At 33.4% G+C, this 23,166-nt stretch carries 22 protein-coding genes and 2 pseudogenes; 21 read left to right on the plus strand and 3 right to left on the minus strand.

The genetic code is table 11. The features are described from left to right. The first annotated feature begins 20 nt into the window (after nt 1-20). Both MKY00_RS12360 and MKY00_RS12365 read left to right on the plus strand, forming a co-directional pair. Nucleotides 21-854 carry a DUF3974 domain-containing protein gene (locus tag MKY00_RS12360; protein WP_016717498.1) on the plus strand — a complete coding sequence of 278 codons (834 nt, stop codon included), beginning with the start codon at nt 21-23 and terminating at the stop codon, nt 852-854. A 267-nt stretch (nt 855-1,121) separates the two neighbouring features. Next, nucleotides 1,122-2,039, plus strand: coding sequence for a hypothetical protein (locus MKY00_RS12365; RefSeq protein ID WP_229147457.1), 918 nt, complete (start codon nt 1,122-1,124; stop codon nt 2,037-2,039). Nucleotides 2,040-2,106: 67 nt separating this feature from the next. Here the strand turns inward: MKY00_RS12365 and MKY00_RS12370 are convergent, their stop codons facing one another. Then, on the minus strand, nt 2,107-3,666 hold the full coding sequence (locus MKY00_RS12370; protein ID WP_016717501.1) for a glycoside hydrolase family 10 protein: 1,560 nt from the start codon (nt 3,664-3,666) through the stop codon (nt 2,107-2,109). A gap of 227 nt (nt 3,667-3,893) precedes the next feature. On the opposite strand from MKY00_RS12370, the gene MKY00_RS12375 reads away from it, so the two are divergent. The 10 genes from MKY00_RS12375 to MKY00_RS12420 all read left to right on the plus strand — a co-directional run bounded on the left by MKY00_RS12375 (nt 3,894) and on the right by MKY00_RS12420 (nt 13,430). Next, nucleotides 3,894-4,199: a PTS sugar transporter subunit IIB gene (locus MKY00_RS12375; RefSeq protein WP_000865887.1), complete on the plus strand. Its 306-nt coding sequence runs from the start codon at nt 3,894-3,896 to the stop codon at nt 4,197-4,199. Between the two features lie 11 nt (nt 4,200-4,210). Continuing rightward, nucleotides 4,211-5,494, plus strand: coding sequence for a PTS sugar transporter subunit IIC (locus tag MKY00_RS12380; RefSeq protein ID WP_001032281.1), 1,284 nt, complete (start codon nt 4,211-4,213; stop codon nt 5,492-5,494). 79 nt (nt 5,495-5,573) lie between these two features. Continuing rightward, nucleotides 5,574-5,840, plus strand: a complete 267-nt coding sequence (locus MKY00_RS12385; RefSeq protein ID WP_016717502.1) for a hypothetical protein — start codon at nt 5,574-5,576, stop codon at nt 5,838-5,840. A gap of 22 nt (nt 5,841-5,862) precedes the next feature. Beyond that, entirely contained in the window at nt 5,863-7,014 is a 1,152-nt protein-coding gene (gene anmK / locus MKY00_RS12390) for an anhydro-N-acetylmuramic acid kinase AnmK (protein ID WP_016717503.1), read from the plus strand. Nucleotides 7,015-7,032: 18 nt separating this feature from the next. Continuing rightward, complete coding sequence (locus MKY00_RS12395; RefSeq protein WP_016717504.1) at nt 7,033-7,932, plus strand: BadF/BadG/BcrA/BcrD ATPase family protein; 900 nt, start codon at nt 7,033-7,035, stop codon at nt 7,930-7,932. Between the two features lie 131 nt (nt 7,933-8,063). Beyond that, nucleotides 8,064-8,612, plus strand: a complete 549-nt coding sequence (gene plsY, locus MKY00_RS12400) for a glycerol-3-phosphate 1-O-acyltransferase PlsY (protein ID WP_000610849.1) — start codon at nt 8,064-8,066, stop codon at nt 8,610-8,612. Nucleotides 8,613-8,681: 69 nt separating this feature from the next. Next, nucleotides 8,682-10,265, plus strand: a complete 1,584-nt coding sequence (locus MKY00_RS12405; protein WP_016717505.1) for an aminotransferase class V-fold PLP-dependent enzyme — start codon at nt 8,682-8,684, stop codon at nt 10,263-10,265. Nucleotides 10,266-10,351: 86 nt separating this feature from the next. After that, nucleotides 10,352-11,353 carry a bifunctional threonine ammonia-lyase/L-serine ammonia-lyase TdcB gene (gene tdcB, locus MKY00_RS12410; RefSeq protein ID WP_016717506.1) on the plus strand — a complete coding sequence of 334 codons (1,002 nt, stop codon included), beginning with the start codon at nt 10,352-10,354 and terminating at the stop codon, nt 11,351-11,353. Nucleotides 11,354-11,585: 232 nt separating this feature from the next. Next, the gene (locus MKY00_RS12415) at nt 11,586-12,056 is read left to right on the plus strand and encodes a MarR family transcriptional regulator (RefSeq protein WP_001030893.1); all 471 of its coding nucleotides are present in this window, start codon (nt 11,586-11,588) and stop codon (nt 12,054-12,056) included. Between the two features lie 138 nt (nt 12,057-12,194). Continuing rightward, nucleotides 12,195-13,430, plus strand: a complete 1,236-nt coding sequence (locus MKY00_RS12420; protein ID WP_016717507.1) for an MFS transporter — start codon at nt 12,195-12,197, stop codon at nt 13,428-13,430. A gap of 220 nt (nt 13,431-13,650) precedes the next feature. On the opposite strand, the gene MKY00_RS12425 is transcribed toward MKY00_RS12420, so the two are convergent. After that, on the minus strand, nt 13,651-13,980 hold the full coding sequence (locus MKY00_RS12425; protein WP_016717508.1) for a YkvA family protein: 330 nt from the start codon (nt 13,978-13,980) through the stop codon (nt 13,651-13,653). 244 nt (nt 13,981-14,224) lie between these two features. Here MKY00_RS12425 and MKY00_RS12430 point away from each other — a divergent pair. Then, nucleotides 14,225-14,512: pseudogene (locus MKY00_RS12430) on the plus strand (MBL fold metallo-hydrolase); the annotation flags it as partial. Here the strand turns inward: MKY00_RS12430 and MKY00_RS12435 are convergent. Next, nucleotides 14,513-14,725, minus strand: a pseudogene (locus tag MKY00_RS12435) (hypothetical protein); the annotation flags it as partial. A 29-nt stretch (nt 14,726-14,754) separates the two neighbouring features. Between MKY00_RS12435 and MKY00_RS12440 the strand changes: the two are divergent. The 8 genes from MKY00_RS12440 (at nt 14,755) to MKY00_RS12475 (ending at nt 23,105) form a co-directional block, all read left to right on the plus strand. Continuing rightward, entirely contained in the window at nt 14,755-15,024 is a 270-nt protein-coding gene (locus MKY00_RS12440; protein WP_341034991.1) for a hypothetical protein, read from the plus strand. A gap of 73 nt (nt 15,025-15,097) precedes the next feature. Beyond that, on the plus strand, nt 15,098-16,450 hold the full coding sequence (locus tag MKY00_RS12445) for a DEAD/DEAH box helicase (RefSeq protein ID WP_016717510.1): 1,353 nt from the start codon (nt 15,098-15,100) through the stop codon (nt 16,448-16,450). Nucleotides 16,451-16,703: 253 nt separating this feature from the next. Next, nucleotides 16,704-17,339 carry a TetR/AcrR family transcriptional regulator gene (locus MKY00_RS12450; protein WP_016717511.1) on the plus strand — a complete coding sequence of 212 codons (636 nt, stop codon included), beginning with the start codon at nt 16,704-16,706 and terminating at the stop codon, nt 17,337-17,339. 61 nt (nt 17,340-17,400) lie between these two features. Then, nucleotides 17,401-18,648 (plus strand): MFS transporter, encoded by a 1,248-nt coding sequence (locus MKY00_RS12455; protein WP_029141123.1) that lies wholly within the window; start codon nt 17,401-17,403, stop codon nt 18,646-18,648. Between the two features lie 6 nt (nt 18,649-18,654). Beyond that, nucleotides 18,655-20,994, plus strand: coding sequence for an ABC transporter permease (locus MKY00_RS12460; protein WP_016717513.1), 2,340 nt, complete (start codon nt 18,655-18,657; stop codon nt 20,992-20,994). 11 nt (nt 20,995-21,005) lie between these two features. Next, complete coding sequence (locus MKY00_RS12465; protein ID WP_016717514.1) at nt 21,006-21,767, plus strand: ABC transporter ATP-binding protein; 762 nt, start codon at nt 21,006-21,008, stop codon at nt 21,765-21,767. Between the two features lie 100 nt (nt 21,768-21,867). Further along, nucleotides 21,868-22,578, plus strand: coding sequence for a class I SAM-dependent methyltransferase (locus MKY00_RS12470; RefSeq protein ID WP_016717515.1), 711 nt, complete (start codon nt 21,868-21,870; stop codon nt 22,576-22,578). Nucleotides 22,579-22,697: 119 nt separating this feature from the next. Beyond that, nucleotides 22,698-23,105 carry a VOC family protein gene (locus MKY00_RS12475; RefSeq protein ID WP_000072497.1) on the plus strand — a complete coding sequence of 136 codons (408 nt, stop codon included), beginning with the start codon at nt 22,698-22,700 and terminating at the stop codon, nt 23,103-23,105. Nucleotides 23,106-23,166 lie beyond the last annotated feature (61 nt).

Genomic DNA, 23,166 nt, shown 5'->3' on the forward strand with positions numbered 1-23,166 from the left:
CTTTTAGAGGAGGTGAAAAAATGAGTTTCATTCAAACTGTATTATTACTACTCGGTACATTGTTTTTAATCGCATTTACTGTCGTTGTTTTAGTTGTATATTTCGGACGTAAACTGTATTTTTCGTGGACGAAGCCATATAAAAGAGCACACGATTCTTTAGATAAGTTATCGAATAAATCATTACCGTTTCTACAAGAATTTACACAACATCCACTCTTTTATCGCTGGATTCGTACTGAAGGAAAAAAAGAACAACATATATTAAACACGCTTTTCTGTGCATCGGGTCAACGTACGAGAGAACAAGTATTCTCAATGTTACCGAAAGAAAAACAGAAAAAAGTACATGTAATGGCAAAAACGACGAAAAAGCTTACTAATGAAGATATTGATGTAGCAGCGATGAAAGTAAAAGATTTTTTAAGACAAGAAACGCAGCAAACAGTAAAACCGACAGATTTATCGTTTTATAAATTGTATTTTTATGATCGATATCCAGATGCATTAAATACAATTCAAGCATATAAACGCTCAATAAATCCTTCATTACAACGAACGGTTGATGATATTACAATTTCAGTATTAAATGCTTTGCCATATTATCAAGAGCAGCGTATGTTTGAACAGCAACATAAACTTGAAACGTTCTTAATGAAAGATTTAACGGCGATGCTATCGTTAGTCGTACAATTACCACCTTCACAACGACCAGAAAAAGAAGAAGAGTTAAAAATCTACTTGCAAAATTTCCAAAAAGAAATGGAAGAAGTAGAGCGAGATATTCGTGACTCGATTGATCACGATTTGAATGTGAAGATGAGAGCAGCGACTGAGAAGTTTAAAAATAAGTAAGAGAGATTTCCTTAAAAAAGCTGATAAATATAGCTTTTTTGAGGGATCTCTTTTTATTTTGATAAAAATTATAGTTTAATCAGAAATTGCGGAATTAGTTGAAGTATTAATAAGTAAGTAAAAAGCTTTTATTATTGCTATACTGACAAATGTTGAAAATGTAAGATTCCAAAAGCAAGTGTTTTTATATAAAAATATCCAAAAAACATGTATAGATAACTAGTTTGGATCTTATGAAATACATAGGTAGAGGAGTATATTTAAATAGTGGATACTTTGTTAATGTTTATTGGGATGATTGCTTTAATTGGAGCAATAGTGTTTTTTATTGGGATGATAGGGACGTTAGTTATAAAGAAATATCGTTCACGCTTGAAAAAATTTGCTATTATTTTTGGTTCATGTTTATCGGTATTTATAGTTTCATTAACCTTAAGTCATATCTTTTATCCAATAACTGCGGAACAACAAGCTGAAATGGATAAGAAAGCAGAAGAAAAGAAGCAATTAGCAGCTAAAAAAGAAGAGGAAAAGAAATCGGAAAAAGAAAAACTAGAAGAAGAAAAAAATGCTGAAAAGACGAAAAAAGAACAAGAGAAAAAATTAGCAGTTGAGGCAAAGGAAAAAGAAAAAGCTGAAAAAGAAGCAGCCGAAAAAGCAGAGGAAGAAAAGAAGATTAAACAAAAGGAAGAAACAGATAGGTTAAAAGCAGAGGAAGCAAAGAAAAAGGCAGAAGAAGAGCAACGTAAGCAAGAAGAGGAAGTGAAAAAGAAAGCTGAAGCGGAGGCACGCAAGGCAGAAACACAACAAAAAGTGTTGGAATCAAATTATAGATCAGCATATGCTACTCATAGTAAAAAGCTTACAGATTCTTTAAATCAGACGGGGAATCTATTAATTAATGATAAGATCGGGAATGAAGAATGGACGATTAAATTAGCTGCTAGCTTAATCATGTTACAAGATGTAACTGAAAATCCACCAAATGTTCAGGTGCCTGATAAATTTAAAGAAGTTAATAGTTTATATATGCAGGCTTTAGAGAAATTTAATCAATCTGCGAAATTAACTCCAGAAGCTTTAGATGAAGGAAACACAAATAAAATGCAAAAAGCTACGAATTTAATGAATGATGGCGGAGAAATACTTAAAAGTGCTAACACTTTATTAAAAGAAATTATGTAGTTTAGTATTTAAATGATAGTATGAAAACTACCTATTCTTTTATGAATAGGTAGTTTTTTGTTGTATACTATTTTGCTTTTACAATGGCCTTACTAGAAGCAACACTTTCATTATGCAATCGATCAACCGCAGTTACTACATACGTATATGTTTCTCCAGGAATAGCCGTTTTATCTACATAAATTTCTCCAGGCTTTGTCTTTCTTACAGTAGTAAGTAAATTTTTCGGATTTTCTATATTCACTTCACTTTTTCCATTCACGCGGTAAATAGCGTAATAAGCAGAATCATTCTCTCTATTATCAATGATACCTACAGCAACCCCTTCATCTCTTGGAATGGCACCTTTTAAAGTAGGTTGTTTTGGTGGTTCATGATCAAGCCAAGGCATAGGTGGGACTAATGCAGGATGTTTATATATGTCTTTTGAGAGTCTATCTTTCACTCCAAGTGGATTATTATTAATGTCTTTTAAGCTAAAATGCATACTACCTTTAATTTGAGGGAATAGCCGGTTTAATGCAATCTGTCTTGGATATTCTTCAGGATCAGACCAAGCGGGGACAGAATTATTATTAATTTTATAGGCTGCCTGACCAATGTATAGGTGGATCGGTTTATTATTTGTTTCTTTTACCCACCAATCTACTAATATGTCATACGCAGCAGGAGTGAAACCTATATTCCAATATATTTGCGGTGTGATGTAGTCAATGTAACCTTTTTGTATCCACTCACGTGTATCAGCATAAAGATCATCAAAGTTTCTTTGGCCGGCAGTTGTGTTAGAGCCAGTCGGATCATCAGCTATATTTCGCCATACGCCAAATGGGCTAATGCCAAATTTCACATATGACTTTTCTTGTTTAATAGCAGTATTTAAATCTCTTACAAGTTCATTTACATTGTCACGTCGCCAATCTTCTATATTTGTAAATCTACCGTTATTATATAATTCGTACGTTTTTTGATCGGGGAATTGTTCACCCGCCACTTTATATGGATAAAAATAATCATCCATATGTAATGCATCAACATCGTAATTTTGTACGATTTCTAAAGCACCTTCAGTTATAAACTTTTTTACTTCTGGAATACCGGGGTTGTAATATAATTTTCCGCCATAAGGTACAACCCAATCCGGGTGCTGTCTTGCAGGGTGATTATTTGATAATCGATTTATATCAGTGTGATTCATCGTTATTCGGTATGGATTAATCCATGCGTGGAATTCTATATTTCTTTTATGTGCTTCTTCAATCATAAATGCTAGTGGGTCGTATCCGGGATCTTTTCCTTGTGTACCGGTAATATATTCAGACCAAGGGCCGTAATTGGAAGGATAAAAGGCATCAGCAGTTGGTTTTATTTGTACAATGACTGCATTCATACCAGTGTTTTTTACATCGTCTAATAATTTAATAAATTCTTGTTTTTGATTTTCAATTGGTAAACCAGTTTTTGAGGGCCAATCAATATTAAGAACAGATGCAATCCATACAGCACGTAATTCGTGTTTTTTGTACGTAGTAGTTACTTCAGCATAAGTAAAGTGAGGGGAAATGAAAGAGAAAGGGATGAACAAGATGACGATGCAACATATCATAAATAAACGTTTAACGATCATGTATACGCCTCCCTATCATATGATTATCTAAGATAATATACGAGGCAAGGTTGGCCTTGCAATAGAGAAAATTGTATATTGAAACATTAATTTAATAGGAAAAATATTTTTAATGAAATTTACTTTCAGTATAACTAAATTCTTTTACTTCTTCATATGCTTGTTAGTAAAGTGAAACTTCCTTTCATTTGAAGGGTAGTAAATTATAAGTATAGGAGGATTCATAAATGAAGGTTTTGTTCGTTTGTTCTGGAGGAATGTCCAGTGCAATTGTTGTAAACGCTTTAAAAAAAGAGGCGGAGAAAAAGGGTATGAACATGGAAGTGCATGCGATTGGAACAAATGAGGTAGAGGAAGAAGTAAAGAATGGCTGGGACGTTGTAATGGTTGCACCTCAAGTTAGACATCGATTTGATTCTGTTAAAAAATTCGCAGAAGAGGAATCTATCCCGTGCGGTATTATACCGCCGCAAGCATATACGCCTCTTGGTGGACCGACTTTATTAAAGACTGTAAATGATTTAATTCGTTAGGGGGAACCGTTATGAATAAGTTTGTCACGTTTCTTGATAAAAACTTATCTGGACCGATGGCAAGACTTTCTGAACAGAGACATTTACAAGCAATCCGTGATGGAGTTATTTCAGCATTACCGTTTATCATCGTAGGAAGTTTCTTTTTAATCGTAGCATTTCCACCATTACCGAAAGATAGCTTCATATCCGTTTGGGCATTAAAGAATCAAACAAGTATATTAATACCATATCGGTTAACTATGTTTATTATGTCTTTATATATAGCATTTGGAATAGGATATAATTTGGCGAAAAGTTATAAACTAGATGCTTTATCAGGAGCACAGCTTGCAGTATGTTCACTGCTATTAACATTAACTCCTGAATTAATTGATAAAAAAGGATTTATGCTTCCGATGACAAATCTCGGAGGTCATGGATTATTCGTGACGATGATTGTTTCTATTTTATCCGTAGAGATTTTAAGGTTTTGTAAGAAGAAAAATGTAATGATTAAAATGCCAGAACAAGTACCGCCATCTGTGTCGCGTTCATTTGAAGCACTTATACCTGCTGCATTCGTTATTATTATAATGAGTCTAGTAACTGTCGTTTTTAGCATTGATTTACACCATGTTGTTGATAAATTAGCAGCACCATTAGTAAAAGCTGGGGATAGTTACTTTGGTGTAATGATTCCAGTGTTTTTAATTACGTTTTTTTGGTCATTCGGAATCCATGGTGTGTCGGTTGTTGGAACTGTTGCTCGGCCATTATGGGAAGTATACCTAGGGAAAAATGGAGAAGCTGTTGCTAGTGGAGCAGATCAATTGCCATTTATTTCACCAGAGCCGTTATATCAATGGTTTATATGGATTGGTGGTTCTGGTGCGACATTAGGGCTTGTATTAGCTATGATTGTATTTGGTCGATCAAAATATTCGAAAGCATTATCAAGAACTTGTATTGTTCCGGGGATTTTTAATATAAATGAGCCAGTCATATTCGGATTACCGATTGTACTAAATCCAATTTTAATTATCCCATTTATCATTACACCACTTGTAACGGCAACTGTTGCATATTCTGCAACTGCAATGGGATTTGTAACACCAACGCATATTATGCCACCGTGGACATTACCTGCTCCAATTGGTGCTTATTTAGCAACAGGTGGGGATTGGCGTGCGATTGTATTAGTTTTTATAAATATAGCAATATCGTTCCTTATATATTTACCATTCTTTAAAATGTACGACAAAAATATGCTTGAAATTGAGAAGAATGGTGAAGGGGAATCTGTTAATCCATAATCTTTATGCTTTAATTTATGAGTGATAGGTATTTTGCCTATCACTTCTTTCACATGAAGTCCAGAGAGGATGAAATGGAATGAATATAAAATTTAGTTATAAAGGTGTATTTTTATTATTATTTGGAGTGATATGTGCGAATTTACTTTTTGTGCCTTTATTAAGAATGCTACATTTATCACAAATGTATAGTATATGGCTCGTTACAAGCATTGCGGCAAGCATTTTGCTTACAATAGTTGTTTCTTTTATTGATGGATCGTTTGCATCGAAAGCTCAGTTGTTTTTTAGATTTATATTATTTTCAATTGGCTGTACGTTTGTAACTTACATGATTGTTTTTTAATAAAGAGGAGGTCATACATGTTATGTATGTTGCAGGGGTAATGTCTGGTACTTCGTTAGATGGTATAGATGTAGCACTCGTTCATATAGAAGGAAGCGGTGTAGGTTCTAAAGTTGAACTCATCCATTTTACTACTGTGCCATTTCGTAATGATATAAAAAATGAGATTCAGCAAGTATTATCAATAAAAAATTCAAATGTCCAACTCATATGTAGTTTGAATTTTAAGTTAGGTTTATGTTTCGCTAAAGCCGTAAAGGAAGTTTGTAAAGAGGCCAATTTTTCTTTGGAACAATTAGATTTGATAGGTTCTCACGGACAAACGATTTACCATCAGCCAAAGCCAGAAGGTAATATGATATCTTCCACATTGCAAATTGGGGAACCTGCAGTAATAGCATATGAAACGAATACGACGGTTATTTCTAATTTTCGAACGATGGACATGGCAGCTGGGGGACAAGGTGCACCACTTGTACCATATTCAGAGATTATTTTATATCGTCATCCAACTAAAAATAGACTACTACAAAATATCGGTGGGATTGGTAATGTTACCGTAATACCAAGTCAAAAAAGTGATCAGAATGTTATAGCTTTTGATACTGGTCCGGGTAATATGATAATTGATGAAGTATGTCAAAGGTTATTTCAGTTGCCATATGATCAAAATGGTAAAATTGCAGAACAGGGTGAAGTTGTAGATGAAATTTTGACATATTGTATGAATCATTCATTTTTGAAAATGAATCCACCGAAATCAACTGGTAGAGAACAGTTTGGTGAAGAGTTTGTAAGTCAGTTATTGAAGCGGTATGAAAAGCATAGTAAAGAAAATATATTAACGACTGTCACGATGTTTACAGCAAGTTCAATTGTTCATCATTATAAGGAGTTTATTCTGCCATATTATGAAATTGATGAGGTAATTTTAGGCGGTGGCGGCAGTTATAATGACACACTTGTTGAAATGATACGGTATGGATTGAAGGATGAAAAATGTACAATATTCATTCAAGAAGATATAGGCTATTCTTCAGAGGCGAAAGAAGCAATCGCCTTTGCCATTTTAGCAAACGAAACGTATCATCGTAATCCGAGTAACGTGCCGAGCGCAACAGGTGCAATGCAATCTGTAGTATTAGGGAATATAACATTCCCTCCAATAAGATGATGAAAATGAGGCGAACATATGAAGTATATGATTGGAATAGACGGCGGGGGAACGAAGACAGAAGCAATTGCATTTGATAAAGATGGAAATGAACTTGTAAGAGCTACAAGTGGTTTTGGAAATATATTAATAGATTTTGAAGAAGCTCTTGTGCATATTATGGAGGCGATTGATCAATGCCAGAAAGGTGTATTAAATGAGCATTGCGTTTGTATTTGTTTAGGATTAGCGGGTGTAAGTGGAGTGAATACGAATGAATTAACATTACGTCTAAAGAAGAAGTACGGAACACCAATTGAAGTTTTTAATGATGCGATGATTGCACATGCAGCTGTTTTAAAAGGAAAAGATGGAATTTTAACAATTGGCGGTACAGGTGCAATTTGTCTTGGAAAGAAAGGAGAAGTGTACGAGTATAGCGGCGGATGGGGACATATTTTAGGAGATGCAGGAAGCGGATATTGGATTGGATTACAAGCTTTAAAGAGAATGGCAAATCAATTGGATCAAGGAATTAGACTCTGTCCATTAAGCATAAGAATTCAAGACGAGTTTCAACTTTTGACAGCGTCTCATATAAAAAGGCTAGTATATAGATCTTCAAAAGATAAAGTTGCAGCAATCACACCATTCGTTATTCGAGAAGCTAGAAATGGAAATGATGCTGCACATGAAATTATGATGCAAGCTGGAAAGGAATTAGCAAGGATTACGATAGATGTTTATAACAAGATGCAGCTTGATTTATTAGTTTCAATTGCGGTAAGTGGCAGCATATTGCGTTTCGTTCCTGAAATATATGATGAATTTAAGAAATGCTGTGAGAAAAGTGTAGGAGAAGTTACATTTGTATTACAATCCGAACCAGCAGTGAAAGGAACATATTATTTAATGAAAAATATGTATTTTAAAAAATAGCTGTATGAGAATTTTTGTATGAATTGTAAATATATGATGTTAAAATGTATAAAGGGATGTGGATAAAAAGTACAATATACATAGTTTTTGAATATTGTATAAGTACTCCTACGTAGAAAGTGAATGATTATATGATTAATAGTATGCAGTTTTTGTATTTGGTCGCTTCTTATTTATTTGGAAACATATTGACTGCTTATATAGTAACGAAATGGAGACATGACGTTGATATTCGGAATGAAGGAAGCGGAAATCCCGGCGCAAGAAATATGGGACGTGTATATGGAAAAGGGTATTTTATCGTTACATTTTTAGGTGATGCAATTAAAGGGGCAATCGTAGTTTCTATTGCAGAATACCTTTTTGGAGATTCTACATTTGTAATGTTAGCTTTACTAGCTGTTTTACTTGGACATATTTATCCAATTGTATTTAAAGGCAAGGGTGGAAAAGGCATATCAACTTTTATTGGAGGATTAATCGCATTTGATTACTTGATAGCGCTTACCCTTGTTGCTGTTTTCATTATATTTTATTTAATCTTTAAAGGATTTACTAAGCCAGGGTTAATTACAATTGCTTGTTTACCAGTTTGCATGATTTTGTATTCTTATTCTATTGTTACGACTATTTTAAGTGCTCTTATCATTGTGCTTATTTTATATGTAAATCGAGACTGAAACGAACTTTTAATAAGTGGAGGAAATCTCCACTTATAATTTTTATCAAACACATAAAGGAGATAAGGCATGGGGTTAATTTATAAAGTTGCTGATCAAGATTGGGAATTTGAACGTATACATAAATTGAATTATAAAACATTTGTAGAAGAAATTCCGCAACATGAAGAAACGAAAGATCGTGTTCGTATAGATCGGTTTCATGATGAAAATACATATTTAATTTGTTTAGATGAAGATAAGTTAGTAGGTATGGTTGCATTGCGAGGAAAACGACCATTCTCGTTAGATTATAAAATTTCAAATTTAGATTTTTATTTGCAAGAACATGGAGAAAACATGTATGAAATTCGTTTACTTTCAGTAGAACGTGAATATCGAAATGGAAGAGCATTGTTAGGATTAATTCGCTTTTTACATCGTTATTTGCTTCTAAACGGATATGAATTGGCACTCATTTCTGCGACAACACGTGAACTACCTTTATATGAGCAAATGGGGTTCAAATCTTTCCATACGTTAGTTGGTACAGAAGAAGCAGCCTTTCAGCCAATGTATGTTACTCCTGCTATGTTTGAAGAGTCGAGTGTTGGGGGGATTATGACGAAAGAATATACATTTTTACCTGGTCCAGTAGATATTGAAGAGAATGTTCGAAAGGCTTTTTCTACTAAGCCGATTTCACATCGTTCTAAGTCATTTCATGTGACGATGGAAAATGTAAAAAAACGTTTACTACAAATGACAAAAGCAAAACGTGTGCAAATCATGTTAGGAACAGGGACGTTAGCAAATGATGCCATTGCTTTACAGTTACGCTCTTTAAAAGGAAATGGACTAGTATTAACGAATGGGGAATTTGGCAATAGATTAGTTAGACACGCAACACGCGCGCAATTACATTTTGATACGTATAAAAAGGAAATGGGACAACCATTTATTTCTACAGAATTAGAACAAATAATGGAAGCTGGAAATTATGAGTGGCTTTGGTTTGTTCACCATGAAACATCTACCGGAATGTTAAATGATTTAGACGAGTTAAATGCATTATGTGAAAAGTATAAAGTGAAACTATGTGTAGATTGTATTAGCTCAATTGGAGCGATACCGATAGATTTAAAGAGTGTATATTTTGCGAGCGGCGTTAGCGGAAAGGCAATTAAATCGTTTACTGGATTATCTTTCGTTTTTCATAATCATAATGTGAAAGTAAACGAGACTTTACTGGCCTATATGGACATTGGTATGTATGAAGAAAATGAAAGTATTCCATATTCACATTCATGGAATTTAATTTATGCATTGCAAGAAGCGTTGAAGAGATTTGAAGATGAAAAAGCATTTGTAAAAATTAAAGAGACATATGATTATATGGAAGAAGCTATTACTAGTATAGGCTTAAAACTTGTTTCACCTAAAGAACATGCCGCACCAATTATACTTACGATTCAATTAAATGGAGATCTTTCTTCTAAAGCGGTCGGTGATGCGTTAGCGTTACAAGGATATATCGTCCATTATGAATCAGCGTACTTACAAAATAATAACTGGATCCAAATTGCATGCCTGAATCATTATAAAGAACGTGATATGAAAAGGATGTTGAATTGTTTACAACTGTGTGTATTACAGAGTGAGGTACATATTTAAAGACTTTTTCTTAATATAGATGGTTTCGTATAAAGGGGCTACGACTTACGAAAACTTAGGAATAGAACATTGGAAGAGGTGTTAGTATGATAACTAAAAAACTACCATTACATATAGACGATATTAAAAAAGCGCAAAACATTTTGGATAGAAATGCTCGTAAAACTCCATTAGTAAAATCATTTTACTTGACTAGTAAAACAGGCGGAGAAATTCACTTGAAATTAGAAAATATGCAATTAACAGGTTCGTTTAAATTCCGTGGTGCGTTTAACAAAATGTCACAGCTGACAGATCAAGAAAAAGAGAGGGGAGTAATTGCTTGTTCTGCTGGTAATCATGCGCAAGGAATTGCTTTATCAGCTCATTTACTCGGTATTAAAAGTAAAATTATTATGCCAATTTCTGCACCTCAGGCGAAAGTTGAAGCAACAAAAGGATATGGATCTGAAGTGATTTTACATGGTGAAACCTTTGATGATGCAAAGGCAAAATGTGAAGAGATAATAAGAGAAACAGGTGAAACATATTTACATCCATATGATGATTTAGAGGTAATGGCTGGTCAAGGTACAATTGGATTAGACATTCTTGATGATATGTGGGATGTAGATACTGTCATTGTACCAATAGGTGGAGGCGGAATTATTTCTGGTATTGCTGTAGCATTGAAATCTTTTAATCCATCAATCAATATAATTGGTGTACAAGCAGAAAATGTTCATGGGATGAAGGCTTCTTATGACAAAGGTACGATTGTAGAGCATTATGAGGCACCTACAATAGCAGATGGTTGCGCAGTTAAAATACCTGGTAACTTAACTTTTGAAGTAGTAAAAGAATTAGTAGATGATATTGTAACAGTATCAGAAGGTGAATTAGAAGTAGCGATGAAAGACTTATTACAACGTGGTAAAGCTGTTGTAGAAGGGGCTGGCGCATTAGCTACTGCTGCTCTACTTGCAGGGAAAGTTGATAGTTATATAAAAGGGAAAAAAGTAGTAGCTGTTATATCTGGTGGGAACGTGGACTTACAGCGCATATCAAGTGTATGTGAGCACTTTTTTGTCGCTAATGAAGTGAAATAGTTTTATAAAAGAAGAGCTAAGAGAAATAGTCTTAGCTCTTACTTTTTGTCTACCGTTTACTGTAAGTAGCAATAACCTTGCAGAATTTGCTTTTTAATGAATTGTTTTATTTAAGCCCCTATTTTTACACATATCTTTAATGTCACAATAATTATTTCAATATTGTCGAAACGTAAGCAGAAATTTAATATAATAGTTGTAACGTGCTAATGAGCGGTGAGGAGGGCAGGTCATGAATAAAGAAGAACAGGTCATGAACGGTTTTAGGGAATTATATAATAAGCTGGTTTGGCTTAATAAAGATAAGATGGAAGACGGTCTTAAAGGTTTTAAATCTTCTGAAGTCCACTGCATTGAATATATTGAAAACAATGCAGATTCTAACGTGACACAACTCGCAGAGGCTTTTTATGTAACTCGTGGTGCTATAAGTAGGATGACTAAGAAGCTCATGAAAAAAGGCCTTATTGAAAGCTATCAAAAGTCAGAGAATAAAAAAGAGATCTATTTTAAGCTTACTGAACAAGGGAAAGAAATTTATAAAATACATGAAGACTTGCACAAAGAGTTTCAAGAGCGGGATAAAGTCGTATTTGAGCAAGTAACTGAAAAAGAATTCGACAGTATAATTAGCTTTGTGGAAAAGTATAGTAGACATTTGGATGCAGAAATAAAGAAACAGGGTATACATATTAAGTCGTAATAAATTTAAATAATAAAAAGGTAGCCTTACTCCTGAGAATAGGCTACCTTTTTATTATTGTGTTTTTGTTGACTAATCAACAAAACGGAGTTATTATTTTGTTGACAAAGCAACAAAATTTTTAAGGAGAGAAATTAAATGTCTATATTTAGATCACAAAATGAAAGGGAAACTGAAAAAAGCATAGATAAACATGCTTTACTATTCGGACTTATTTCTGTATTTCTTTGTGGTATAGGTTTCAGTATCATCATGCCTGTAGTCCCATTCTTAGTCCAGCCATATACAAGTAATCCGGAAGAACAAGCATTGGTTGTTACACTACTAACTTCCGTATATGCGGCCTGCGTGTTTTTAGCTGCTCCTGTACTCGGAGCTTTGAGCGATAAATATGGCCGTCGTCCCTTACTTTTAATATGCCTGTTCGGTTCTGCAATTGGGTACTTAGTTTTTGGAATAGGAGGAGCTTTATGGGTACTATTTGCTGGACGCATAATTGAAGGTATAACAGGCGGGAGTATAAGTACAATTTTTGCATATTTTGCAGATATTATTCCCCAAGAACAGAGAACGAAGTATTTTGGATGGGTGAGTGCAGTTGTAGGTGCGGGGACTATTATTGGACCAACTCTTGGGGGGGTACTTGCAAAGTTTGGTCATTCTGTACCTTTATACTTTGGAGCGCTCATAACTTTAATAAATGTTTTATATGGCATGAAATATATGCCTGAGAGTCTTGATAAAAATAATAGGTTAACAGAGATTACTTTTGTAAGGTTGAATCCTTTTGCGCAGCTAGCAAACATACTTTCCATGAAAAATTTAAAATGGTTACTTGTCTCAGCGTTTTTACTATGGATACCTAACGGATCTTTACAAGCAATTTTCACTCAATTTACGATGGATACTTTTAATTGGCAGCCTGCACTAATCGGAATTATGTTTTCAATTATGGGCTTTCAAGACATTATTTCACAAGCTTTTATAATGCCAAAACTTTTGATCAAGCTTAGTGATAAACAAATAGCGATACTTGGAATGGTATCGGAGATTATTGGCTACAGTTTTATTGCAGTGTCTGCTTTGTTTTCCTTATATCCACTTTTAATCGTTGGGATGTTACTGTTTGGTTTTGGTGATTCAATTTTCGGGCCTTCATTCAATGGGATGCTCTCAAAGTCTGTCAGTTCTAGTGAACAAGGAAGGATACAAGGTGGTAGTCAATCTATTCAAGCTTTAGCAAGAATGATTGGTCCAATTATTGGGGGACAAATCTATGTATCACTCGGCCATGCAGCACCTGCTTTTATGGGGATGATTCTTATAGTAGCGGCAATAGTAGTTTTATATAGGGGGACGCATGTAACTGCATAAAAACGAATGATAGGGTGTCGGAACTTAAGAATAAGTGCTGGCACCCTAATTTTCTAAGGGTAAAGAGCTAAGAGAATTTCTGTTGTTTCTGACACGATTTATCCTGTAAAAGTGCAATTCATGCAGGATAATATTTAGTGGCTGCAAAGAGTTTACCTTAATTAAAGATTGGTTGTCGTTGAAACTAGAAAAGTTAGGGTAAATGACTAACTATTTTAAGTCACGCCTGAGCTAAAGTAAATAATGACTCCATTTTTATTTTACTCTTTTCTCGAATTTCAGCGTCGGCATGGCGCATTACAAATTTATGCGCAATAGCAATTGCTAAAACATCATCTAATAAGCCAATCCCAATAATAGCAGCTATATCTGGAATGAAGTCGATTGTTAGCACGTAATAGGATAAAGCGACTAATATGATAAATTTCGCTTTAGTAGGTAGCTCTTTTTTTCTCATTGTGTAGTATAAAATAATACTTTCATATACGCTAGATTTACCGAGATCTGCTGAGCTTTTCTTGAATTTTTTCCAAAGTGTTTGTTTCTCCATATAAACACTCCTTTTACAAAAAATAGATTTTTTAAAAGGATAGACAAAGAAGTGAGGAAATAATCAATTGTATTGGTTTTCTTATTGTATATTTCCATAAAAATAAGGAATTACCTGTTCAAAATAATAGAATGTTGGTTATGTAACGACTCACAGTGTTTTGTTACATAAGTATGTACAGTAAAATGTATGTGGATGATTTATTAATTATTAAACATTAAATAATGGGTATGGGGGAGGAAAAATGAAAATAATAGAACTACCAATTGAATTCGAATTTAATGGACAAAAACAATGTATTTATCCAAGTTTAATTATATTACATAATGAATTAACATTAGTCGATACAGGATATCCAAGTTTTTTACCTTTAATTGAAAATGCAATTTTAAAACATGAATATGAGATGAAAAACTTAAAAAATATAATTATTACTCATTATGATGACGATCATATAGGGGCTTTATATGATTTGAAAGTGAAATATCCTCACGTTAATATTATTGCTAGTGAAATTGAATCCCACTACATTGAAAGTAGGTAGTTCAACTCCATCTGTTACATATGACCTCATTAATTTTTTATCATTTTTCAGTAAAGCTTGTTTAAATTCACTTATCACATTTGTTTGAGCTTTTGCCATAATAATTGAGGTCGATTGAAAATATAGTAAGAAAAATACGCAAAAAATCTTTATGCATGTATTGGTCAATTTCATCACCCTGTAACTATATTTCCATAACATTGAAATATATATGTATAGGAGGGGAGAAAATGAGTTTATTGTTTGATGTAATTGCAGATATCATTTTATTTTACCCTCGAAATGACATGAAATTAAAACATAATATTGCAAAATTAAGTGAATTAGAGTGGTTTCGAAAGCTACACGAAGATACAAAGTATACAAAATTAATTTGGAGTAATAGAAAAATTAAGAAGTTTATTTCGTCTACTACTAATATGGAGGCATTAATTAATTCCGAGAAAAAACAAAAAGAATTTGTCCACCTAGTACACGATGAATATAAAAAAAGAAGATAAGAATTTTTTTATTTTTCATATTTAGCGAAACAAATGGTACAATGAAAGCTAATGTGAAAAATAAGGAAAAGAAGTGGTCTATTTGAAAAACTTTTTAGAATTAGGAATTAGTGAAACGTTTAATCATACATTACGTGAAAATGGAATTACAGAAGCAACACCGATTCAGGAGAAGGCAATTCCTGTTATTATGTCTGGTAAGGATATTATTGGGCAGGCAAAAACAGGCACGGGTAAAACATTAGCATTTGTGTTACCGATTTTAGAAAAAATCGATCCAGAGTGTAGTGATGTTCAGGCTTTAATTGTTGCGCCAACAAGGGAACTAGCACTGCAAATTACGAATGAAATTAAAAAAATGCTTGTTCAAAGAGATGATATTAATGTTCTAGCGATTTATGGTGGTCAAGATGTAGCACAGCAATTGAGGAAATTAAAAGGCAATACACATATTGTTGTTGCGACACCAGGACGATTATTAGATCATATACGACGTGAAACAATTGATTTAAGTAATCTTTCAACGATTGTATTAGACGAAGCGGATCAAATGCTTTATTTCGGTTTCTTATATGATATTGAAGATATTTTAGATGAGACACCTGGTAGTAAACAAACGATGTTATTCTCAGCAACGATGCCAAAAGATATTAAAAAATTGGCGAAACGTTATATGGATGAGCCGCAAATGATTCAAATACAAAGTGAAGAAGTAACGGTAAATACAATTGAGCAGCGTGTCATTGAGACGACAGATCGTGCAAAGCCGGATGCACTTCGTTTTGTTATGGATCGTGATCAGCCATTTTTAGCAGTTATTTTCTGTCGTACAAAGGTTAGAGCAAGTAAGCTATATGATGATTTAAAAGGGAGAGGTTATAATTGTGCTGAACTTCATGGTGATATACCTCAAGCGAAACGTGAAAGAGTTATGAAGAGTTTCCGCGAAGCGAAAATTCAGTACTTAATCGCAACGGATGTAGCAGCTCGTGGACTTGATGTAGATGGTGTAACACACGTATTTAACTATGATATCCCTGAAGATGTAGAAAGCTATATTCACCGCATTGGCCGAACAGGACGTGCAGGTGGATCAGGTCTTGCAATTACGTTCGTTGCAGCGAAAGATGAAAAACATTTAGAAGAAATTGAAAAAACGCTTGGTGCACCACTGCAAAGAGAAATAATCGAACAACCGAAGATAAAACATGTTGATGAAAATGGAAAACCGGTACCAAAGCCGGCTCCAAAAAAATCAGATCAATATCGTCAAAGAGATAGCCGTGAAGGTTCAAGAAGTGGTTCTAAAGGTGGCCGAAGAAACGATTCAAGAAATAGTTCGAGAAATGATAGTAACCGATCATTTAATAAGCCAAGTAATAAGAAAAGTAGTGCAAAGCAAGGTCAGCAAAGACGTGGCCGTTAAATAGTTAGTATTCAAAAATAGTCGCAAAGCGTTGCGGCTATTTTTTGCTTCTATGCAACGAAGTCGATATAAGCACAAGAGTGATTGCATAGAAATAATCTTTGAAATTTCATTTACCGTATTAATAAATTTAAAATTCATAAAGGAAATAGAAAGTAAGATGGTGTATATGTACAATAACAGGAAACTTTTTACTAACTAAGCATATAATTTAAATAGACCAACAGTCGGTCTAGCGGGAAGGAGAACTTGAATGCGAATAGTAAAGGAGTATGAGGAGCGTAGAAAAGAAATTTTAGAAACGGCTGAACGCTTGTTTGTTACGAAAGGTTATACGAAAACAACAGTAAATGACATTTTAAAAGAGATAGGGATAGCAAAGGGGACGTTTTATCACTATTTTAAGTCGAAAGAAGAAGTAATGGATGAAATCATTATGAGGATCATTAAAGAAGATGTTGCTAAAGCGAAAGTAATTGTCTCTAATCCCAATATCCCAGTGTTAGAAAAGTTATTTCGAGTTTTAATGGAGCAATCGCCAAAATCAGGGGATGTAAAAGATAAAATGATTGAGCAATTTCATCAACCAAATAATGCGGAAATGCATCAAAAAAGTATAGTGCAATCCATTATTCATTTATCTCCTGTTTTAGCAGAGATTTTAGAACAAGGAATCGATGAAGGTGTATTTTCTACACCATACCCACAAGAAACGATTGAACTATTACTATCCTCCGCGCAAGTCATATTTGATGATGGGTTATTCCAATGGAAACCGGAAGAAATGATGAGAAGAGCGAAAGCTTATATTAAAATGATGGAAGTATCTGTTGGAGCGAAAGAAGGATCCTTTGATTATATGATGGAGGTTTTAATGAAGCAGAAATAATGCTTTTTTGTTTGTTTATTATAGACCGACAGTCGGTCTAAATTAAGGGAAGGGTGTGATTATAATGTCTATTAGTATAAAACCTTCGATGAAAGATTTTTATTTAATGGTGAGTGGACAAATTATTACTATTTTAGGTTCAACACTTTTACGTTTTGCTCTGTCATTATATGTGCTAGATATAACAGGGCGTGCTGATATATTCGCAGGATTATATGCGGTAACGAGTATTCCGTTTTTGCTAGCTCCTCTTGGCGGTGCGATAGCAGATCGTTTCAATCGCCGTAATGTAATGGTTATATTTGATTTTATAAACGCTGCGATTGTATTAAGTTTTATAGTTTTGTTATTTACTGGATCTGTATCTATTTTATCGATTGGAACAATTATGTTTTTACTAGCGATCATTAGTGCAATGTACGCACCGGTAGTAATGGCCAGTATTCCGCAATTAGTTCCAGAGAAAAAGTTAGAACAAGCGAACGGTATCGTAAATGGTGTGCAAGCGTTATCTAATATAGTTGCTCCTGTATTAGGAGGAATATTGTACGGCATAATTGGTTTGAAAATGCTCGTCATAATAAGCTGTCTTGCTTTCTTTTTATCTGCGATTTTAGAAATGGTTATTACAATACCTTTTATAAAGAGAGTGCAAGAAAGTCATATCATACCGACAATTGTAAAGGATATGAAAGAAGGGTTTATATACGTTTTAAAACAGCCATTTATTTTGAAATCTATGCTTTTAGCCGCATTACTAAATTTAATACTGACGCCGCTATTTGTTGTTGGTGCTCCAATTATTATACGAGTCACAATGGAAAGTAGCCACACGTTATATGGAATTGGAATGGGATTGATCGATTTTGCTACTATAATAGGTGCATTATCAATAGGTTTTTTTGCGAAAAAGCTACAGATGAAAACATTGTATTATTGGATGATTTTAATAGCTTTATTAGTAATACCAATGGCACTATCAGTTACACCATTTATTCTTAATTTAGGATACTATCCACCATTTATCCTCTTTATACTTTCTTCAATTCTAATTGCAATGATCATGACAATTGTATCCATCTATGTGATTACTGTAGTTCAAAAGAAAACACCAAATGAAAACTTAGGAAAAGTAATGGCAATTATAACAGCGGTATCCCAATGTATGGCACCGATTGGGCAAGTCGTTTATGGTTTTATGTTTGAAGAATTCAGTATGAAAATTTATTTACCTATATTAGTTATTAGTTTCATAATGTTATTAATAGCGGTTGTGACGAAGAAAATACTATCGAATGAAGGGAACTAGCTTAATATGATTAGGAGAATGTTAAAAAGAGATTTCTCTCAAAATAAAATGATAATCACCATTTTATTTATGTTTATCATGTTATCAAGTCTTTTAATGGCTAGTGCTTCAAGTAACGTTATAAATCTATTGAACTCAATGGAGCAATTGGTTAAAGTATCAAACGCACCGCATTTCGTACAAATGCATGCCGGAGAAGTAAATCAAAAATCAATTGATTCTTTTGTAGAAAAAACTCCGTTTGTAAAAAAACAACAAACGGCTGAGATGGTCCAAATAAACGGATCTAACATTTTTATAAAGAAGAAAAATGAAGCGGAACATAATAGTGTAATGGACATAAGCTTCGTTAAACAAAATAGTAAGTTTGATTTTTTATTAAATTTAAATAATGAAGTGGTTGATATTAGGAAAGGGGAAATAGGTGTACCCATTTATTATATGCAAAAATATAATTTGCGTATTGGAGATAAAATATGGGTTGATAAAAATAAAAATGAACTAGAATTTACTATTTCAGCATTTGTTCGTGATGTTCAAATGAATCCATCAATTGTTAGTTCAAAACGATTCGTAATAAGCTATGAAGATTTCGAAAGAATAAAAAGGAATTTTGGAGAAAGCGAATATCTTATTGAATTCCAGCTAACTGATGTAAATAAAATAAATGAATTTGAAAATCTATACGAGTCATCGAACTTACCTCAAAAAGGTCCCTCTATTACGTATTCCCTATTTAAAACACTCAATTCATTAACAGATGGAATAATAGCTGCGGTACTTATCATAATAAGCGCATTATTAATGTTAATTGCAATGCTATGTATTAGATTTACGATCATTACTTCGATGGAAGAAGATTACCGGGAAATTGGTGTTATGAAAGCTATCGGCATTACAAGTAAAGATATTCAAAAACTATATGTAACAAAATATGTTGTTATTTCAGCTGGTGGGTGTATATGTGGATATATACTTTCCCTATTTGTTACAAAGATATTCACTTCGAATATCACTCTTTATATGGGGGCGGCAGATAAAAGTATTTTACACAATGTTGTGCCATTCATAATTACAATACTATTATTTTTAGTCGTTATCTTGTTCTGTCGTATCATTTTACGGAAATTTAGGGGGATTACAGCAATAGATGCTTTACAATCAAGAGATAAAATAGGGAAAAGAAAGATTAGAAACTCTTTTTCACTCAATCGATCTAAATTTAAAAATGTAAATATATTTATTGGTATACAAGATGTTATAAAAAGATTTAAGTTATATCGCGTATTAAGTATCGTATTAATAATAGCTGTGTTTATGATTGTTGTACCTGTTAACTTTTTGTATACGATTCAGTCACCGAAGTTTGTTAATTATATGGGAACAGGAAAAAGTGATATTCGAATAGATTTACAGCAAACTGAAAATATAGAGAAACGATTTAAGGATGTTATATCATATTTACGAAATGATGATGAAGTAGAAAAATATGCAACATTTGTAACGAGTACATTTAAAATGGTAAGCGCTGATGGTACACATGAAAACTTACATGTAGAAGTGGGAGACTTCACTACATTTCCATTAGACTATATGGAAGGTAGGGCACCAAAAACTGAAAATGAAATTGCTCTTTCTTATATGAACGCAAATGAATTAAAAAAGAATGTAGGGGATTCTATCGTTTTATTTGTTGATGGGAAAGAGAAAACACTTACGATTAGTGGTATGTATCAAGATGTAACAAATGGCGGGAAAACAGCTAAAGCGAGCTTTTCTTATAATAACGAAAACATATTATGGTATGTAGTAAATGTAGATTTAAAGTCTAATGTTGATTTGCAAGAAAAAGTGAAGGAGTATAAACAAAATTTTAGTTCTGCAAAAATAACAGATACGGATGATTATTTAACGCAAACTTTAGGAGAGACAATTAAACAATTAAGACTCGTGACTCAGGTGGCTATTTTGATTGCGATATTGATATCAGTTTTAATTACTGCGATGTTTTTTAAAATGTTATTAGCAAAAGATTCTTCGCAAATTTTAATTATGAAAAATATCGGTTTTTCTTATAAAGATATTCGTATACAGTATATAACTCGTTCTATTGTGATCGTATTATTAGGCATTGTGACAGGGACATGTATAGCTGCTACGTTTGGTGAAATGTTAGTAAGTTGGTTAGGCTCATTTATGGGAGCAGCTCATATAAAGTTTGTCGTAAATCCTATCGTTTCTTATATAATATGCCCAGCTATATTATTTATATGTGTGACTGCAACAACACTTTTCAGTAGTTTTACTATAAAGCAAACAAACGATGTAAAGCCAAATGGGGAGTAGGGGTGTAAAACTTGAAAAAAATTTTAGAAGTAAAGCAAGTAAACAAAACATATTCAATAGATGGAAATGCAAATTATCACGTGCTAAAAAATATAGATTTAGAGGTTTATGAGGGAGAATTTGTATCGGTTATGGGGCCTTCTGGTTCTGGGAAATCGACGTTACTATATAATATTAGTGGAATGGATCAAATGTCATCAGGAAGTGTGAAAATTGGTGGTAAAGAAATATCTTGTATGAAAGAAGAAGCGTTAGCCAAGTTGCGTCTTACTGAAATAGGATTTATTTTTCAGCAGAGTAACCTTCTTAGAAACTTGAATCTATTTGATAATATCATTTTGTCAGCATATTTAGCGAAGTGTGAGAGTAAGAAAATAGTAAATAAACGTGCTCTAGCGCTAATGGGGAAAATGGGGATAAGTGATATAGCGTCTCATTATATAACCGAAGCATCTGGAGGGCAATTACAAAGAGTTTCTATTTGTAGAGCGCTCATTAATAATCCAAATATTATTTTTGCTGATGAGCCAACGGGTGCTCTAAATTTAAAATCAACAGAAGAGGTAATGCAAATTTTATTAAATATTAACCGTGATGGAACGACTATTATGTTAGTGACTCATGATGTAAAGGTAGCAGCGAAAACAGAAAGAGTTCTTTTTATGGCGGACGGAGAAATTGTGAGTGAAATACAGTTAGGTAAGCTTAGGAACGATGATTTAAAAGCGCGAGAAGAGAAGTTGTTAAAATGGTTAGCTATACTTGGATTTTAAAAAGAAAAACTCCTATTGAATGTAGGAGTTTTTCTTTTTGTCTGAAAGTTCTAAAAGATGTATAATGATTTTCTGACTATTTAAATTTGGAGGGATACAAGTGAAAAATGAAACGTTGCATAATCAAGAAGATATTATTAAAATGCTTGATTCATTATTAAGACCAGCAGAACCATTTTGGAATGAATTTTATGCGAATAGAGAAAAAGATGTTCCGTTTTTTGAAAACGTTCCAGATGAGAACCTAGTTTCGTATATAAATAAAAATTGGGTTTCAAAAGGAAAAGTACTAGAACTTGGATGTGGTCCGGGTAGAAACGCAATTTATCTAGCAAATGAAGGGTTTGATGTAACGGCAGTGGATTTATCTATAGAAGGCATTAAATGGGCGAAAGAGCGGGCTTTAGCAAAAGGGATAGAAATTGAATTTATTTGTGATTCAATTTTTAATTTAGAGGTCCAAAATGAATTTGATTTTGTATACGATTCGGGTTGTTTACATCATATTCCACCACATAGAAGAATAAATTATGTGGATTTAATTAAAAACTCATTGAAATCAGGTGGTTATTTCGCATTAACATGTTTTGCGGCAGGCGATTTAGATGAGCGAAATGGCTCAGAAATAACAGATTGGGACGTATATAGAGGATGGAGTCTGCAAGGTGGTCTGGCTTATTCGGAAGAGAAATTAAGAGAGGTATTTAAGGGATTTGAAGTGATTGAAATTAGAAAAATGAAGCAAATTGAACAACCGAATACTATGTTTGGAGAATCATTTCTTTGGACAGCATTATTTAAGAAGAAATAAGGAAGTAGATAATTGACAAACTCATCGTTTTTATAGACAATACACTTACGGGAAAATACGTTCGGTTTTGCTGGCCGATGTATATTTTGCATAAATACATAACAAGGGGTTGTCTCTGTATGAGTAACACAAATCAAAAAATCACTACATTTTTAATGTTTGAAGGCAAAGCTGAAGAAGCGATGAATTTTTACACATCACTATTTGATCAATCAGAAATTGTAAGTATCTCTCGCTACGATGAAAATGGACCTGGTAAAGAGGGTACTGTAATTCAGGCAACATTTACGTTACACGGGCAAGAATTCATGTGCATAGATAGTTATGTAAATCATAATTTTACATTTACACCAGCTATGTCTCTTTATGTAACTTGTAATACGGAAGAAGAAATTGAAACGGCTTTTAATAAACTAGCGGAGGATGGAGCAGTACTTATGCCTTTAGGTGCCTATCCGTTTAGTAAAAAATTTGGTTGGTTAAATGATAAGTATGGTGTGTCTTGGCAGTTAACGCTTGCGGAATAAATTGTAATTGATTTGTTTAATGAGTGTAGTTAAGAGGTTAAAAATTTAAATAACAAATAAA

It is taken from the genome of Bacillus sp. FSL R9-9834, assembly GCF_038006905.1.
In the GTDB taxonomy this organism is placed as follows: Bacteria; Bacillota; Bacilli; order Bacillales; family Bacillaceae_G; genus Bacillus_A; species Bacillus_A pacificus.